The 16034-nt window shown below is 64.1% G+C and carries 14 protein-coding genes; all 14 read left to right on the top strand.

Annotated elements, in window-relative coordinates; genetic code table 11:
* Positions 1-14: 14 nt before the first annotated feature.
* The 14 genes from hutI to J2R78_RS00855 all read left to right on the top strand — a co-directional run bounded on the left by hutI (position 15) and on the right by J2R78_RS00855 (position 16020).
* Positions 15-1229 carry an imidazolonepropionase gene (gene hutI / locus J2R78_RS00920; protein ID WP_253609389.1) on the top strand — a complete coding sequence of 405 codons (1215 nt, stop codon included), beginning with the start codon at positions 15-17 and terminating at the stop codon, positions 1227-1229.
* Positions 1226-2785: a histidine ammonia-lyase gene (gene hutH, locus J2R78_RS00915; protein WP_253609388.1), complete on the top strand. Its 1560-nt coding sequence runs from the start codon at positions 1226-1228 to the stop codon at positions 2783-2785. Before hutI ends, hutH begins: the two co-directional genes overlap by 4 nt.
* 27 nt (positions 2786-2812) lie before the next feature.
* Complete coding sequence (hutU, locus tag J2R78_RS00910) at positions 2813-4480, top strand: urocanate hydratase (RefSeq protein ID WP_253609387.1); 1668 nt, start codon at positions 2813-2815, stop codon at positions 4478-4480.
* A gap of 363 nt (positions 4481-4843) precedes the next feature.
* Entirely contained in the window at positions 4844-5998 is a 1155-nt protein-coding gene (locus J2R78_RS00905) for a transporter substrate-binding domain-containing protein (RefSeq protein WP_253609386.1), read from the top strand.
* The gene (locus J2R78_RS00900) at positions 5995-6636 is read left to right on the top strand and encodes an ANTAR domain-containing response regulator (protein WP_016845707.1); all 642 of its coding nucleotides are present in this window, start codon (positions 5995-5997) and stop codon (positions 6634-6636) included. Before J2R78_RS00905 ends, J2R78_RS00900 begins: the two co-directional genes overlap by 4 nt.
* Before the next feature lie 127 nt (positions 6637-6763).
* Positions 6764-8014 carry a transporter substrate-binding domain-containing protein gene (locus J2R78_RS00895; RefSeq protein WP_057015919.1) on the top strand — a complete coding sequence of 417 codons (1251 nt, stop codon included), beginning with the start codon at positions 6764-6766 and terminating at the stop codon, positions 8012-8014.
* Between the two features lie 129 nt (positions 8015-8143).
* Positions 8144-9013, top strand: coding sequence for an urea ABC transporter permease subunit UrtB (urtB, locus tag J2R78_RS00890; RefSeq protein WP_253609385.1), 870 nt, complete (start codon positions 8144-8146; stop codon positions 9011-9013).
* 16 nt (positions 9014-9029) lie between these two features.
* Positions 9030-10169 carry an urea ABC transporter permease subunit UrtC gene (gene urtC / locus J2R78_RS00885; RefSeq protein ID WP_253609384.1) on the top strand — a complete coding sequence of 380 codons (1140 nt, stop codon included), beginning with the start codon at positions 9030-9032 and terminating at the stop codon, positions 10167-10169.
* Positions 10166-10918, top strand: a complete 753-nt coding sequence (urtD, locus tag J2R78_RS00880) for an urea ABC transporter ATP-binding protein UrtD (RefSeq protein ID WP_253609383.1) — start codon at positions 10166-10168, stop codon at positions 10916-10918. Before urtC ends, urtD begins: the two co-directional genes overlap by 4 nt.
* The gene (gene urtE, locus J2R78_RS00875; RefSeq protein WP_050386944.1) at positions 10911-11603 is read left to right on the top strand and encodes an urea ABC transporter ATP-binding subunit UrtE; all 693 of its coding nucleotides are present in this window, start codon (positions 10911-10913) and stop codon (positions 11601-11603) included. The genes urtD and urtE overlap by 8 nt, the downstream gene beginning before the upstream one ends.
* A 33-nt stretch (positions 11604-11636) precedes the next feature.
* On the top strand, positions 11637-12674 hold the full coding sequence (locus J2R78_RS00870; RefSeq protein ID WP_253609382.1) for an aliphatic amidase: 1038 nt from the start codon (positions 11637-11639) through the stop codon (positions 12672-12674).
* Between the two features lie 95 nt (positions 12675-12769).
* Positions 12770-14104, top strand: coding sequence for a cytosine permease (locus J2R78_RS00865; RefSeq protein WP_253609381.1), 1335 nt, complete (start codon positions 12770-12772; stop codon positions 14102-14104).
* Positions 14105-14138: 34 nt separating this feature from the next.
* Entirely contained in the window at positions 14139-15158 is a 1020-nt protein-coding gene (locus J2R78_RS00860) for an alpha/beta fold hydrolase (protein WP_225647402.1), read from the top strand.
* Between the two features lie 34 nt (positions 15159-15192).
* Complete coding sequence (locus J2R78_RS00855) at positions 15193-16020, top strand: CbbQ/NirQ/NorQ/GpvN family protein (RefSeq protein ID WP_051002629.1); 828 nt, start codon at positions 15193-15195, stop codon at positions 16018-16020.
* The last annotated feature ends 14 nt before the right edge of the window (positions 16021-16034 follow it).

The raw sequence follows: 16034 nt of genomic DNA, 5'->3' as shown, positions 1-16034 counted from the left end.
GAGGGGACGATCGCATGGCAGAGCGCTTCGACCGTATCTGGCACAACGCCCGGCTCGCCACGATGCGCAGCGACCGCACTGATCTCGGCGAGATCGAGCGAGGCCTGATCGCGGCGCGCGACGGCCGCATCGTCTATGCCGGCGTGCCGTCGGACTTTCCTGTGGATGCGGACGCCGTTGAACGGATCGATTGTGCCGGCCGCTGGATCACGCCCGGGCTGGTCGATTGCCACACCCATCTCGTCTTCGGCGGCAACCGCGCGCACGAGTTCGAGCTGCGCCTGAAGGGCGCGAGCTATGAGGAGATCGCGCGCGCCGGCGGCGGCATCGTCTCGACCGTTGCGGCGACGCGCAACGCGACCGAGGCGGAGCTCGTCGCCGGCGCGCTGCCGCGGCTCGACGCGCTGATCGGCGAGGGCGCAACCACGGTCGAGATCAAGTCCGGCTATGGCCTCAATACCGAGACCGAGATGCGGCAGCTTGCGGCGGCACGCAGCCTTGCCCGCCTGCGGCAAGTTGCGATCCGCACGTCGTTCCTCGGAGCGCATGCGCTGCCGTTGGAGGCCAACGGCGACAAGGACGGTTACATCGATCTGGTCTGCAACGAGATGCTGCCGGCCGTGGCCAAGGCCGGCCTCGCCGATGCCGTCGACGGCTTCATGGAGGGGATCGCGTTTTCCGGAGAGCAGACGGCACGGGTGTTCGAGGCGGCGCGTGCGCTCGGACTGCCGGTCAAGCTGCATGCGGATCAGCTGTCCAATCTCGGCGGCGCGGCGCTGGCCGCGAAATTCTCGGCGCTCTCGGCCGATCATCTCGAGCGCACCGACGAAGCCGGCGCGGTGGCGATGGCGAAGGCCGGCACCGTCGCGGTCCTGCTGCCCGGCGCGTTCTATTTCATTCGTGAAACGCACAAGCCGCCGGTCGAGCTGTTCCGTAGCCACGGTGTGAACATGGCGCTGGCGACCGATTGCAATCCCGGCAGTTCGCCGCTCACCTCGCTCCTGCTGGCGATGAACATGGGCGCAACGCTGTTCCGGATGACGGTCGCCGAATGCCTCACAGGGGTGACGCGGGAAGGGGCGCGCGCGCTCGGCATGCTCGCCGAGACCGGTACGTTAGAGGCCGGCAAGTGGTGCGATCTGGCGATCTGGGACATCGAGCGTCCGGCCGAACTGGTCTACCGCATCGGCTTCAACCCGCTGCACAGCCGGGTGTGGAGGGGGCAATGAGCGATCGGGATGCGCCTGTCGTCGTGACGCCCGGAACCGTCGGCCTCGACGTCCTGGTGCGCGTGCTCGCGGGCGCGCCCATCATGCTCGATCTATCGTGCTGGCCGCGCGTCGAGGCGGCCGCGCAAATCGTGGCGAAGGCGGCGCATATCGACGTTCCCGTCTACGGCATCAATACCGGTTTCGGGAAGCTGGCATCGACGCGCATCGCGCCCGACCAGACTGCGCTGCTTCAGCGCAACCTCATCTTGTCGCATTGCTGCGGAGTCGGTCCGAACACGCCCGAGCCGATCGTGCGTTTGATGATGGCGTTGAAAGTGATTTCGCTCGGTCGCGGTGCATCTGGCGTGCGCCGCGAAGTGATCGAGCAGTTGCATGGTATGCTGGCGCGCGGCGTTTATCCGTTGGTGCCGCAGCAGGGCTCGGTCGGTGCCTCCGGCGATCTGGCGCCGCTCGCTCATATGACCGCGGTCATGATCGGGGAGGGACAGGCAATTCTTGATGGCAAAGCCGTGCCGGGCCGCGAAGCGCTTGCCTCCGCCGGCCTCGCGCCGCTGACGCTCGGTCCCAAGGAGGGGCTCGCGCTGATCAACGGCACGCAGTTTTCCTCCGCCTACGCCATCTCCGGCCTGCTGCGTGCGCATCGCCTGGCGTGCGCCGCGCTGGTGACCGGCGCGCTGTCGGTCGATGCGGCGATGGCGTCGACGGTGCCGTTTCGTCCCGAGATTCAATCTTTGCGTGGCCATGACGGGCAGATCGCTGCGGCCGCCGCCCTGACCGCGCTGCTTGACGGCAGCGATATCAGGCAATCGCATCTCGAGGGCGACGAGCGCGTGCAGGATCCCTATTGCCTGCGCTGCCAGCCGCAGGTTGCGGGCGCCGTGCTCGACCTGCTTGCGCAGGCCGCCCGCGGGCTGACCGTTGAGGCCAATGCCGTCACCGACAATCCACTCGTCCTGGTCGAGACCGGCGAGATCGTGTCAGGCGGCAATTTCCACGCCGAGCCGGTGGCATTCGCCGCCGACCAGATCGCGCTGGCGCTTTCGGAGATCGGGGCGACCAGCGAGCGCCGGATCGCGACCCTCGTCGATCCCGCCTTGAACTTCGGCCTGCCGCCGTTCCTGACGCCCGAGCCCGGCATCAACTCCGGATTCATGATCGCCGAGGTGACGGCGGCGGCGCTCTATGCCGAGAACAAGCAGCGCGCGATGCCATGCTCGATCGATTCCACGCCGACCAGCGCCAATCAGGAGGATCACGTCTCGATGGCCGCACATGCCGCGCGCCGGCTGTCCGATATGGCCGACAATCTCGCCGCCATCCTCGGCATCGAGCTGCTGGTCGCCGCGCAGGGCATCACGCTGCGCGCGCCGCATTCAACGAGCGCGCCGCTCGCTGCGGTCATTGCCGCGCTCCGAGAGCAGGTTCCGGCGCTCGCCGCCGACCGCTACATGGCTGACGATCTCGCCAGGGCGGCCGCTCTGATCGAAGCCGACGCGCTGCCCGCCGCTGCGATCGCGGTGCTTCCGACCGATCCATTTCCAAGACTGACTTAGAAGACTTGCTTAGCAGGAACATCCGTCATGAACCGCCGACTGGATAACGAACGCATCATCCGTGCTCCCCGCGGCACCGACATCAGCGCCAAGAGCTGGCTGACGGAAGCACCGCTGCGCATGCTGATGAACAATCTGGACCCTGATGTCGCCGAGCGCCCGAGCGAGCTCGTGGTCTATGGCGGCATCGGCCGTGCGGCGCGCGACTGGGAGAGCTTTGATCGGATTGCCGCGTCCTTGCGCAAGCTCGAAGGCGACCAGACCCTGCTGGTGCAGTCCGGCAAGCCGGTCGGCATTTTCCGGACCCATGCCGACGCGCCGCGCGTGCTGATCGCGAATTCCAACCTGGTGCCGCATTGGGCAACGCTCGATCATTTCAACGAGCTCGACCGCCAGGGCCTGATGATGTTCGGCCAGATGACGGCAGGCTCCTGGATCTATATCGGCAGCCAGGGCATCGTGCAGGGGACCTACGAGACGTTCGTCGAGGTCGGCCGCCGGCACTATGGCGGCAGTCTCGCCGGCAAATGGATCCTGACGGCGGGCCTCGGCGGCATGGGCGGTGCCCAGCCGCTGGCCGCGACGATGGCCGGCGCCTCGATGCTCGCGGTCGAATGCCAGCCGAGCCGCATCGAGATGCGGCTGCGGACGGGCTACCTCGACCGCCAGGCGGCGACGCTCGATGACGCGCTCGCGATCATTGCTGAGGCGGTCAAGAGCCAGAAGCCGGTGTCGGTCGGCTTGCTCGGCAATGCGGCCGAGATCTTTCCCGAACTGGTGCGCCGCGGCGTGCGCCCGGACATCGTTACCGACCAGACCAGCGCGCATGATCCGATCAACGGCTATTTGCCCAAGGGATGGACGCTCGCAGATTGGGAAGCCAAACGCGCGGCCGATCCGAAGGCCGTTGAGACAGCGGCCAAGACCTCGATGGTCGATCACGTCCAGGCCATGCTGGATTTTCACGCGCAGGGAATCCCGACGCTCGATTACGGCAACAACATCCGCCAGATGGCCAAGGACATGGGCCTGAAGCAGGCGTTCGATTTCCCGGGATTCGTTCCGGCCTATATCCGTCCGCTGTTCTGCCGCGGCGTCGGACCGTTCCGCTGGGCGGCGCTGTCGGGCGATCCCGAGGACATCTTCAAGACCGATGCCAAGGTTAAGGAGCTGATGCCCAACGACAGCCACCTGCACAACTGGCTCGACATGGCCAAGGCGCGCATCAAGTTTCAGGGACTGCCGGCGCGAATTTGCTGGGTCGGGCTTGGCGACCGCCATCGGCTTGGCCTTGCCTTCAACGAGATGGTGGCGCGCAGCGAGCTCAAGGCGCCGATTGTGATCGGCCGCGATCATCTCGACAGCGGCTCGGTGGCGAGCCCGAACCGCGAGACCGAGGCGATGCGCGACGGCTCCGACGCGGTGTCCGACTGGCCGCTGCTCAACGCCTTGCTCAACTGCGCGAGCGGTGCCACCTGGGTGTCGCTGCATCACGGTGGCGGCGTCGGCATCGGCTATTCGCAGCACGCCGGCATGGTGATCGTCGCTGACGGCACGCCGGAGGCGGCGCGCCGACTGGAGCGTGTGCTGTGGAACGACCCGGCGACGGGCGTCATGCGCCACGCCGACGCCGGCTATGACACGGCGATCGAATGCGCGCGCGCCAACGGGCTCGATCTGCCCAGCCTGCGCTGATGGGACCTCCTCGATCGGGAGTTGCGGCATCTCCCGACCGGGGCGCAGCTTAACGAGCAATCCCGTTGCAGCTCTCAACCTTCCGGTTGATGTACGCGAGGTGACCGGCCGGACATGCCTTGATACGGGAAATCGGCGGTGCAGCTACCGGAGATAGGTGGTCCGTGGAGCGCTGCGCCTGTGACCCGTCGCGGGTGACACATTAGTCTGCCTGCTTTCGCGTCAGCTTCGCTGACAGGATGAGCGGCCAGGGTCCTTGTCTCGCGGCAGATGGCATGCAATCTTTCGCAGCCGGCAATGCTGTTCGAGAGCAACAAGAACAATAATCCCTCTCGTCCCTCCAATTCTGTCGAGGGCCTGATCATGTCGAACCTTACCCAAACGACATCCGCTCCGTGGCGGATAGGAGTGCTGTTCTCGCGAACCGGCTTCATGTCGGTCATCGAGGAGACCCAGTATCAGGGCACGCAACTCGCGATCGAAGAGGTGAATGAAGCGGGCGGCGTCTGCGGCCGCGAGCTGGTTCCCGTTGCCTATGACCCCGGATCGGACTCGGCCGCCTATGGTCATTACGCCAAGCGGCTGATGATCGAGGATCAGGTCAGCACGATCTTCGGCTGCTACACCTCGTCGAGCCGCAAGGCGGTGCTGCCGGTAGTCGAACGGCTGAACGGTCTGCTCTGGTATCCAACGCTTTACGAAGGGTTCGAGGCGTCGCCCAACGTCATCTACACCGGCGCCTCGCCGAACCAGAACAGCCTCGCGCTGTGCCGCTATTTGATGGATACGTTCGGAACGCGGTTCTATTTCGTGGGGTCCGACTACATCTATCCGCGCGAGTCCAACCGGGTGATGCGGGAGCTGCTCAAGAGCAACGGCGGCTCGGTGGTCGGCGAGCGCTATGTCAATGTTTACGCGCGCTGGCAGGATTTTGTGCCGATCATCCAGGATATCAAGCGTGTCAGGCCCGACGTGATCTTCTCGACCGTCGTTGGCGAGGGCACGGTGTTCCTTTATCAGGCCTATGCGAATGTCGGGCTCGATCCAAAGCAGGTGCCGATCGCCAGCCTGACCACGACGGAAGCGGAAATTGCCGCCATGGGCTTCGACGTCGGCGAGGGACACGTCACGGCCGCATCGTATTTCCAGGGCGTCGAGGGCAGCGCTAATAATGCGTTTGTGCAGCGCTTCAAGAAGCGGTTCGGCGCCGATATCTCAACCAACATGTGCGCCGAAGCATCCTATTTCCAGCTGCATCTGTTCGCGAAGGCGCTCGAGCAGGTCAATTCACTCGACACCGAAGTTCTCCGCTCGATGGTGTTCGGCACCAGCTTTGATGCACCGCAAGGTGCCGTCACCGTCAACCCGATGTCGGGTCATACCGACCTCTGGACCCGCATCGGGCGCGCCAACCGCCAGGGGCAGTTCGATGTCGTCAGCCAGTCGAAGGAGCCGGTGCATGCGGATCCGTTCCTGATCGGATATGGTCGTGCAACGCAAGCAGGAAGCGTCCAATGAACGAAATGTCGCGTAAGCCGTCGCTGAGCCGAGACGTCGGCGGACGCAAGACCATGGTTCAGGAACTTGCCGATCTGTCGGCGGTGGTGGTCGCGCCGGTCGACGATCAGGTCGGCATGTTGCTGCGCGAGTTGCAGCGGTTCCGGATGCGGGTGCGGCAGGTCTGGCCGATGCCGGAGAGCGTGCCCGCCGATGCCGACGTGGTGTACTGCGAATATTCCCCTGACCTGGCGCGGCGCCTGCCATGGATTCCCGGCGACGCGCGCTCGGCGCTGGTTGTGATCCTGCCGGCGACGGAAACCGTTCACGCCGATGCGCTGTGTCATGCGACGCCGAACGCCGTGCTGCCGCGGCCGTTCACGCAGAATGCCGTGCTGTCCAGTCTCGTGCTGGCGCGCAGTCAATTTGGTTATGAACGGCGGCTTCGCAGCAAGATCGAGAAGCTCGATGACAATCTGCGCTCGATGCGCACGGTGGAGCGCGCCAAGGCGATCCTGATGGCGACGCGGCAGATGCCGGAAACCGAAGCCTATGGCTTCATCAGACGACAGGCGATGGATCGTCGCGTGTCGGCAAGTGCAGTCGCCGCGGCGATTGTTGACTCGTTCGAACTGCTTGGCTACGATCATCAACAGTAGGCCCCAATAGCGGGGCCGGCGGCGACAGCGCCGCCTTCGACACAACCGGCAACAAAGCCCTCCCAATGCTCGCGTAAGCGCGCATCGGGAGGGCTTTTTGTTTTTTCAGTCCTGAAGGGAGCTAGGGATGAGCATTTCACGGCGGACTTTGCTGAGGAATACCGCGGCGCTGGGCGCGTTTGCCGGCGCCGGACTGCCGCACATCTGGATCAAGAACGCCGACCTCGCTTACGCCGCCGGCGGCGAGATCAAGGTTGGCGTGCTGTTCTCGCTGACGGGAACGACCGCGATCATCGAGGAATCGCTCAACAAGGCGACGCTGCTCGCCATCGAGGAGATCAACGCCGCAGGCGGCATCAAGGGCAGCAAGATCGTGCCGATCGTCGAGGACCCCGCGTCCGATCCGGCGACCTTCTCGGAGAAGGCTCGCAAGCTCGTCGTCGGCGACAAATGCGTCAGTGTGTTCGGTTCCTACACCTCGGCAAGCCGCAAGGCGGTGCTCCCGGTGTTCGAGCGGCAGAACAATCTCTATTGGTATCCGACGCTCTATGAAGGCCGCGAGTGCTCGAAGAACGTCATCTACACCGGCGCGGTGCCGAACCAGCAGCAGGACGAGTTCGTGCCCTGGCTGGTCAAGAAGTTCGGCAAGAAGTTCTACCTGATCGGCTCCAACTACATCTATCCGAAGGAAGAGAACAACTACTGCAAGAAGCTGCTTGAGAAACTCGGCGGCGAGGTCGTGGCGGAAGAATATGTGCCGCTCGGCCATTCCGAATTCTCTTCCGTCATCAACAAGATCCGCTCGACTCAGCCGAACGTGATCTTTTCCACCGTGGTCGGCGATTCCGTGGTCGCGCTGCATCGTCAGTACAAGGCGGCCGGCCTCGATCCCGAGAAGATGCCGATGGCGAGTCTCACGACCTCCGAGAACGAAGTCGCTGCGATGGGCGGCGAGGCGGCCGCCGGTCACTTCACCTCGGCGCCTTACTTCATGGTGCACAAGTCGCCGGAGAACGAGAAGTTCGTCGAGGCTTACAAGAAGCGTTGGGGCGCCGACAAGGTGACGCATTTCGTGTCGGAGGCCTGCTACTTCCAGACCTACCTGTTCAAGCAGGCGGTCGAGAAGCTCGCGACCAGCGATCTCACGCCGCCGAACATCCGCGACGCGGTCAAGGGCCAGGAAGTGATTGCACCGCAGGGCAAGGTCCGGATCGAGCCGGAGAACCTGCACACCTGGCTGTGGCCCAAGATCGCGCAGGCGAAGTCGAACGGACAGTTCGAGATTCTCGTCGAGGCCAAGGAGTGGCTGAAGCCGGTGCCTTACGCGGCCTATCCCGGACAGTCGTGCACCGAGAAGGGCCTGGTCGAGAAGAGCTGACGACGGGGGCTGACGAAGGCCGTCGGCGTGCGGCGCCGGCGGCCAGCGTCCCGAAACGAATGCCGCCTCTCGCACGAACGGGGGCGAGGGGCAGGGCGCACAACGCGAACATCGAAAGCGGATCCCGACGTGGACCAATTCATCGAACAAATCGTCACCGGCCTCAGCATCGGATCGATCCTGCTGCTGGTCGCGCTGGGCCTGTCGATCATCTACGGCTCGATGGGCATCATCAATCTCGCCCATGGCGAGTTCGTGATGCTGGGCGCTTACGCGGCCTGGGTGTTCCATACCTATTTCGGGCTCGGCCTGCTCGCGAGCCTGGTGCCGATCTTCTTCGTGGTCGCCGCGTTCGGCTGGGTCATTGAGCGTTACGTCCTGAGCCTGCTCAACAACCGGCCGCTGGACACGATCCTTGCGACCTGGGGCGTCGGCATCATGCTGCAGCAGGCGGTGCGGCTGATGGTCGGCAGCGAACTGCGCTACGTGCAGCTGCCGCCGGCGCTGTCCGACAGCATGGACGTGTTCGGCATCTCGGTATCGTCCTATCGGGTGTTCCTGTTCGTGGTGTCGATCGCACTGTTCGTGGCGACCTGGTTGCTGATGAACCGCACCACGGTCGGAATGAAGCTACGCGCGATCATCCAGGACCGTTCCGTCGCTGCCTCGTTCGGCATCAACGCCAAACGGGTCTATGCGCTGACCTTCGCCTACGGTGCGGGCCTTGCGGGACTGGCCGGCGCGCTGGTGTCGCCGCTGAAGAGCGTGTCGCCCGATATGGGCACCGGCTATGTGGTCGATGCCTTCATGGTGGTGGTGCTCGGCGGCGTGCAGAGCCTCGCCGGCACCGTGGCGAGCGCCTTCATCCTCGGCGAGCTCTCCGGCGGCATTGCCTTCCTGCAGAACGACACGGTGGCCAAGGCGATCGTGCTGCTCGCCATCGTCGTGCTCATCCGTTTCCGCCCCGAGGGGCTTTTCACCGCACGCGTGCGGGCCTGAGACAGATCGCTCATCTATGCCGTCGCATGTTCCTAACTCCAGCGGATTGCAGCGCCTGATCGCGCAGCTTGCGCCTCTGCTGATCGTCTGCGCCGTGGTGTTCGCGCTGCCGGTGATGCTCAACAACGACTTCCTGCTCAACAAGGTCGCGCGTTATCTGGTGCTGGGCATCCTCACGGTGTCGCTCGGGCTGTCCTGGGGATTCGGCGGCATCCTGAATCTCGGCCAAGCGATGAGCTTCGGGCTCGGCTCCTACGCCATGGCAATGGCGCTCAAGCTCAAGACCGTGCCGGTGCACACGGGGGCGAGCGGACTGCCGGACTTCATGGTCTGGAATAATGTCCAGCATTTGCCGTGGTTCTGGGAGCCGTTCCGCTCGCTGACCTTCGCGATCGCCGCGGGCCTGATCGTGCCGGCGCTGGTTGCGGCGGCGCTCGGCTGGTTCATGTTCCGGGGCCGCGTCACCGGCGTCTATGTCTCGATCATCACGCTCGCCACCATGGTGGTGATCAATCTCGTGATCATCGACCAGCAGAGCTACACCGGCGGCTTCAACGGCATCACCGATCTCGCCCAGCTCGAGATCTTCGGCGTCGCGTTCGACGCCTATGGCCGCGCAACCTACTATCTCGTGGCCAGCTGTGTCCTGCTCAGCCTGCTTGTCGCCTTTGCCTTTACAAGGACCAAGGCCGGCCTGATCGTGCAGGCGATCCGCGACCATGAGAGCAGGGTGCGCTACTTCGGCTACGACGTCGCGCTCTACCAGATCTTCGTGTTCGCGCTGTCGGCGGCGATCGCGGGCCTTGCCGGCATGCTCTACACGGTGGTGATGGAGTTTGCCTCGCCGACCTTCCTCGGCGTGCAGCTCTCTCTTTCGGTCGTGGTGTGGTGCGCGGTCGGCGGCCGGCAGAGCCTGGTCGGTGCGTTCCTCGGCGCGGTGCTGGTGGCGGGTATGCAGGGCGCGCTGTCGGAGTCAGCGGCGTTCCTGGAAACCTGGACGCTGGTGATGGGCGCGCTGTTCGTGCTCGTGGTGTTGTTCCTGCCGAAGGGGCTCGCTGGCCTCGCACAGGTCATGCTGCGCTGGATCGTGCAGCGCCGCCATGCGGCCGCGGGCGGGGTGGCGCAAGGCGTCGGCCAGACGGAGGGCAGCACATGAGCTCCCATCTCGATCTCCGCGACGTCTCGGTCAGCTTCAACGGCTTCAAGGCGCTCAATTCACTCAACATGAGCGTGCGCAAGGGCGAGCTGCGCTGCCTGATCGGGCCGAACGGCGCGGGCAAGACCACCGCGCTGGACATCATCTGCGGCAAGGTCAAGCCGAGCGCCGGCACGGTGAGCTTCGATGGCACCGCGCTGCAGGACCTTGAGGAATACGAAATCGCCCGCGCCGGCGTCGGCCGCAAATTCCAGGTGCCGAGCGTGTTCCGCGAGCTGTCGGTCTCCGAGAATCTTGAAGTGGCGCGGGCGCGTCGCACCTCCGTGCTTGGCAATTTGCGCTGGAATATTGGCAATTCAGGGCGTGAGCATGTCGAGCGTCTGGCCGAGCTGGTCGGGCTCACCGAGCAGCTCGACCGGCCGGCCGCCTATCTGTCGCACGGTCAGACCCAGTGGCTGGAGATCGGCATGCTGGTCGCCCAGGACGCCGAGCTGATCCTGATGGACGAGCCCACCGCGGGCATGACGGTGCAGGAAACCCGCAAGACCGCCGAACTGTTCGCACGGCTGAAGGGCAAGCACACGCTGATCGTGGTCGAGCACGACATGGGCTTCGTCAAGGCGATCGGCGACATCATCTCCGTGATGCATATGGGTCAGATGCTGGCCGAGGGCACCGCGGCGGAAGTGGAGGCGCATCCGGAAGTGCGCCGCGCCTATCTCGGATCGGGAGGCATCAGCCATGCTTGAGCTGACCGACGTCGACGCCTTCTACGGCAACAGCCGCGCCCTGCAGGGCATCAACCTGATGGTTGGCAATGGCGAATTCCTCTCGGTGCTCGGCCGCAACGGCGTCGGCAAGACCACGCTGATGCGCAGCATCCTCGGCCTGATGGACCGGTGCACCGGACGGCTATCGCTCGACGGTGCCGACATCTCGCCGCTGCGGACCTATCAGCGCGCCAAGGCCGGTATTGCCTACGTGCCGCAGGGCCGCGGGATTTTGCCGCGCTTCACCGTGCGGGAGAACCTGACGCTCGGAACCTTCGCGGCGAAATCGGCCAACGGAATCGAGGAGTGGGTGCTCGAGCTGTTTCCGGTACTCAAGGACTTTCTCAATCGCTATGGCGGCAATCTCTCCGGCGGCCAGCAGCAGCAGCTTGCGATCGCGCGGGCGCTGCTGGCCAAGCCCAAGGTCATCCTGCTGGACGAGCCGACCGAGGGCATCCAGCCGAACATCGTCGAGCAGATCGAGGACGTGATCGTCAGTCTCAATCGCGAGCGCGGCATCACGGTCGTGCTGGTCGAACAGAATGTCGCGTTCGCGCGGCGCGCGTCTCACCGCTTCGCGCTGCTCGAAAAGGGACGCGTCGTCGCCAAGGGCGCGATCGGTGAGCTCACCGATGATCTCATCCAGCTGCACATGGCCGTGTAGCGGGAATTATCGCTCAGGAAAGGGAGTCGAGACATGTTGCATGGAGACATATCAAGCAGCAAGGACACGGTCGGCGTTGCCGTGGTGAACTACAAGATGCCGCGCCTGCACACCAAGGCCGAGGTGCTGGATAACGCGCGCAACATCGCCAAGATGGTCGACGGCATGAAACTCGGCCTTCCGGGCATGGACCTCGTGATCTTCCCGGAATACTCGACCCACGGCATCATGTACGACTCCAAGGAGATGTACGAGACGGCGTCGTCCGTGCCGGGCGAGGAGACCCGCATCTTCGCAGACGCCTGCCGTAAGGCCAAGGTCTGGGGGGTGTTCTCGCTAACCGGCGAGCGTCACGAGGAGCACCCCAACAAGGCGCCGTACAACACCCTGATCCTGATGAACGACAAGGGCGAGATCGTCCAGAAGTATCGCAAGATCATGCCGTGGGTGCCGATCGAGGGTTGGTATCCCGGCGATTGCACCTACGTCTCGGACGGGCCCAAGGGACTGAAGATCAGCCTGATCATCTGCGACGACGGCAACTATCCGGAGATCTGGCGTGACTGCGCGATGCGCGGTGCCGAGCTGATCGTGCGCTGCCAGGGCTACATGTATCCGGCCAAGGAGCAGCAGATCCAGATCTCGAAGTCGATGGCCTGGGCCAACAACTGCTACGTCGCGGTCGCAAACGCCTCCGGCTTCGACGGCGTCTATTCCTACTTCGGCCATTCCGCGCTGATCGGCTTCGACGGAAGGACGCTCGGCGAGTGCGGCACCGAGGAGAACGGCATCCAGTACGCGCAGCTCTCGGTGTCGCTGATCCGCGACGCCCGCCGCAATATGCAGTCGCAGAACCATCTCTTCAAGCTGATGCACCGCGGTTACACCGGCCTGATCAACTCCGGCGACGGCGATCGCGGCCACGCGGTCTGCCCCTACACCTTCTACAAGAACTGGATCACCGACCCCGAGGGGACACGGGAAATGGTCGAGGCCATGACCCGTCCGACTGTCGGAACCGACGAATGCCCGATCGAGGGCATTCCGAACCAGAAAGTCGCACATCGTTGAGTGACATCGATGATCGGCGCCGGCGCGATGTTTCGCGCCGGCGTGGTTCCGTGCAACGGCGGACACTTCCTCGCGGAGGAAACAGGGGGGACATCATGAGCGGTCAATCGAATAGCGGGCTGGTCCAGCAGACCGAAGGGCAGATCGACGATCTTCTCGGCCATGAATTCGAGCACGAGCCGGTACCGATGAGCGCTCGGCGCAGCGCCTTCTCGGTCACGATGGTGTGGCTGGGCTTTCCGATGATCATCACCGGCGCGATGACCGGATCGTTGCTGGTGCTGGGCATGGGATTCAAGAATGCGCTAGTGGCGATGATCATCGGCAATTTGATCATGTTCGCCTATGTCGGCGCGCTCGGCCTGATCGGCACCCGGCGAGGCATGAACTTCGCGCTTATCGCCAGCATCGTGTTCGGAAAGAAGGGCTACGTGCTGGCGTCGGGCCTGCTGTCGACCCTGCTGCTCGGCTGGTATGCGGTGCAGACCGGCATCACCGGCGCATTGATCTCCTCGACCTACGGCCTCAACTATGTGGCGATGACCATCGTCGCCGGCGTGCTCTATATCGGGATCACCTTCGTCGGCGTGAAGGGATTGCACTGGATCGGGCTGGCGTCGGTGCCGCTGTTTGTCGTGCTTGGCCTCTGGGTCGCGGCCGATGCCGCCTCGACCACGACGTCGGCGGCGATCTTCGGCTATGCCGGCAACAATGGCGTCGCCAGCATGTCGATGGGCGTCGGGCTTACCGTGGTGCTCGCGCTGTTCATCGATGCAGGCACGGTGACAGCGGACTTCAATCGCTGGGCGCCGAGCACGCGGGCCTCGCTGTTTGCCACGTTCAGCGCATTTCCGTTCGCCAGTCTGGTGGCGATGCTGGTCGGCGGCGTGATGACGGCGGCGCTCGCCGTGCCGAACGCAAATCCGTTCGGTGTCGACAACATGTTCGGCTACATGAACGGCAAGCAGCTGACCTGGCTCAGCATCCTCGCGTTCATCTTCCTCTATGCCAATTTAGGCTCGGTCTGCTCGCATTGCCTGTACAATGCGGCGACCGGCTGGTCGCGCATCCTCGGGACCAATATGCGGCTGATGGCGGTGGTGCTCGGCGCGCTTGGTATCCTGGTCGCTGCCGGCAATGTCTGGGCGTTCTTCATCCAGTGGCTGTCGCTGCTCGGCATCCTCGTGCCGCCGATCGGTGCGATCATTCTGGTCGATCAGTATCTGCTACGGGCCGAGGCGCGCGCGGACGTCGACTGGCGTGCGAAGCCGTTCATCGCCTGGGGCATCGGGTCGCTGTTTGCCTTTGCGGTTGAAAACCTGATGCCGGGACTGTCCACTGCGTTCTCCGCCGCGGTGGTCGCAGGCATCGTGTACGGTGCGATCGCACGGGTGGAGTCTCCGACTGAAAAGGTGGCGCGTCCGGCGTAAGCGATCAGCTCGATCAAGCAAGAAGGGTACATCAATGAGCGTCGACTATCAGATCCATGATCTCGGCAATTTGACCTTGCAGCGCGGCGCGACCATTCGCGACTGCAAGCTCGCCTACAAGACCTATGGCCAGCTCAACGCAGCCAAGGACAACGTCATCGTCTATCCGACCTGGTACTCCGGCCAGCACTACGACAATGAATGGCTGATCGGACCGGGCAGGGCGCTCGACCCGGCAAAGTACTTCATCATCATCCCGAACATGCTCGGCAACGGGCTGTCGTCGTCGCCGAGCAACACGCCGGAACCGTATAATGGACCGCGTTTTCCGCAGGTGACGGCCTATGACAATGTGCGCGCCCAGCATCGGCTGGTGACCGAGAAATTCGGCATCAAGCATATCCGTCTCGTCGTCGGCTGGTCGATGGGCGCGCTGCAGACGTTCCATTGGGGCGCGCTCTATCCCGATATGATGGACCTCTTGGCGCCGTTCTGTGGCTCGGCCAAATGCTCGCGGCACAACTTCGTGTTCCTCGAGGGCGTGAAGGCGGCGCTCACCGCGGATGCTGCGTGGAAGGAAGGCTGGTATACCGACAAGCCGGCCCGCGGCCTGCGCGCTGCCGCGCGTGTCTATGCCGGCTGGGGCTTTTCGCAGGCCTTCTATCGCGAGCAGCTCGACATCAAGACGCTGGGCTATTCGTCGCTGGAGGATTTCCTGGTGGCGTTCTGGGAAGGCTTCTTCCTGCCGAAGGATCCCAACAATCTGCTGACCATGCTGTGGACCTGGCAGCACGGCGACATCAGCGACAACGAAATCTACAACGGCGACTTCAAGGCCGCGCTGCGGGCGATCAAGGCCAAGGCCTATGTCATGCCGGGGCAGACCGATCTCTATTTCCCGCCGGAGGACAGCGCGTTCGAGGTCGAGAACATGCCGAACGCCAAGCTCGTGCCGGTGCCGTCGATCTGGGGCCACTTCGCCGGCGGGCCGGGGACCAATCCGGTCGATGTCGACTTTATCGACGGCAAGCTCAAGGAGCTGCTCGCATCGTGATATCGACCGGTTGCGAACGGCTGCCTGCGCGATCATGGGAGGCGTGAGCTTGTCCAATCCCGCTTTGCTGCTCGACCAGTACCGCATCCGGGAGGAGCCGTATTACCGGCCGCTCAAGGATGAGGTCGAACTGTTCGGTGCAGCCTACGCCAACCGCATGCCGGTGATGCTGAAAGGCCCGACCGGCTGCGGCAAGACCCGTTTCATCGAATATATGGCGTGGCGGCTGGGCCGCCCGCTGATTACGGTCGCCTGCCACGAGGACATGACGGCGGCGGATCTGGTGGGGCGCTGGCTGCTCGACGCAGAGGGCACGGTGTGGAGCGACGGGCCGCTCACCACAGCGGTGCGTCTTGGCGCGATCTGTTACCTCGACGAGATCGTCGAGGCGCGCCAGGACACGACGGTCGTGATCCATCCCTTGACCGACGATCGTCGTGTGCTGCCGCTGGAAAAGCGTGGTGAATTGATCCACGCCCATTCCGACTTCCAGCTCGTGATCTCCTACAATCCGGGCTACCAGAGCGCGATCAAGGACCTCAAGGAATCCACCAAGCAGCGCTTCGCGGCGCTGGATTTCGGCTATCCTGATCGGCCGGCCGAAACCGAGGTGGTGTCGCGCGAAGCCGGTATCGAGCCGAACCTCGCCGATCTCCTGGTGAAGATCGCCCAGCACAGCCGCAACCTGAAAGGCCAGGGGCTCGACGAAGGTGCCTCGACCCGGATGCTGGTCAATGCCGGCCGACTGATCGGATGCGGGATCAGCCTCGAAAAGGCCTGCGAGACCACGATCGTCGTTCCCTTGACCGATGATGCGGACACCAGGAACACGTTGCGCGACGTGATCTCGGCCTGTGGGTAAGTGGAAGATTGCAG

Origin of the sequence: Bradyrhizobium sp. USDA 4538 (assembly GCF_024171045.1) — a bacterium.
Classification (GTDB): domain Bacteria; phylum Pseudomonadota; class Alphaproteobacteria; order Rhizobiales; family Xanthobacteraceae; genus Bradyrhizobium; species Bradyrhizobium australafricanum.
This window is presented reverse-complemented; position numbering and strand designations above follow the sequence as displayed.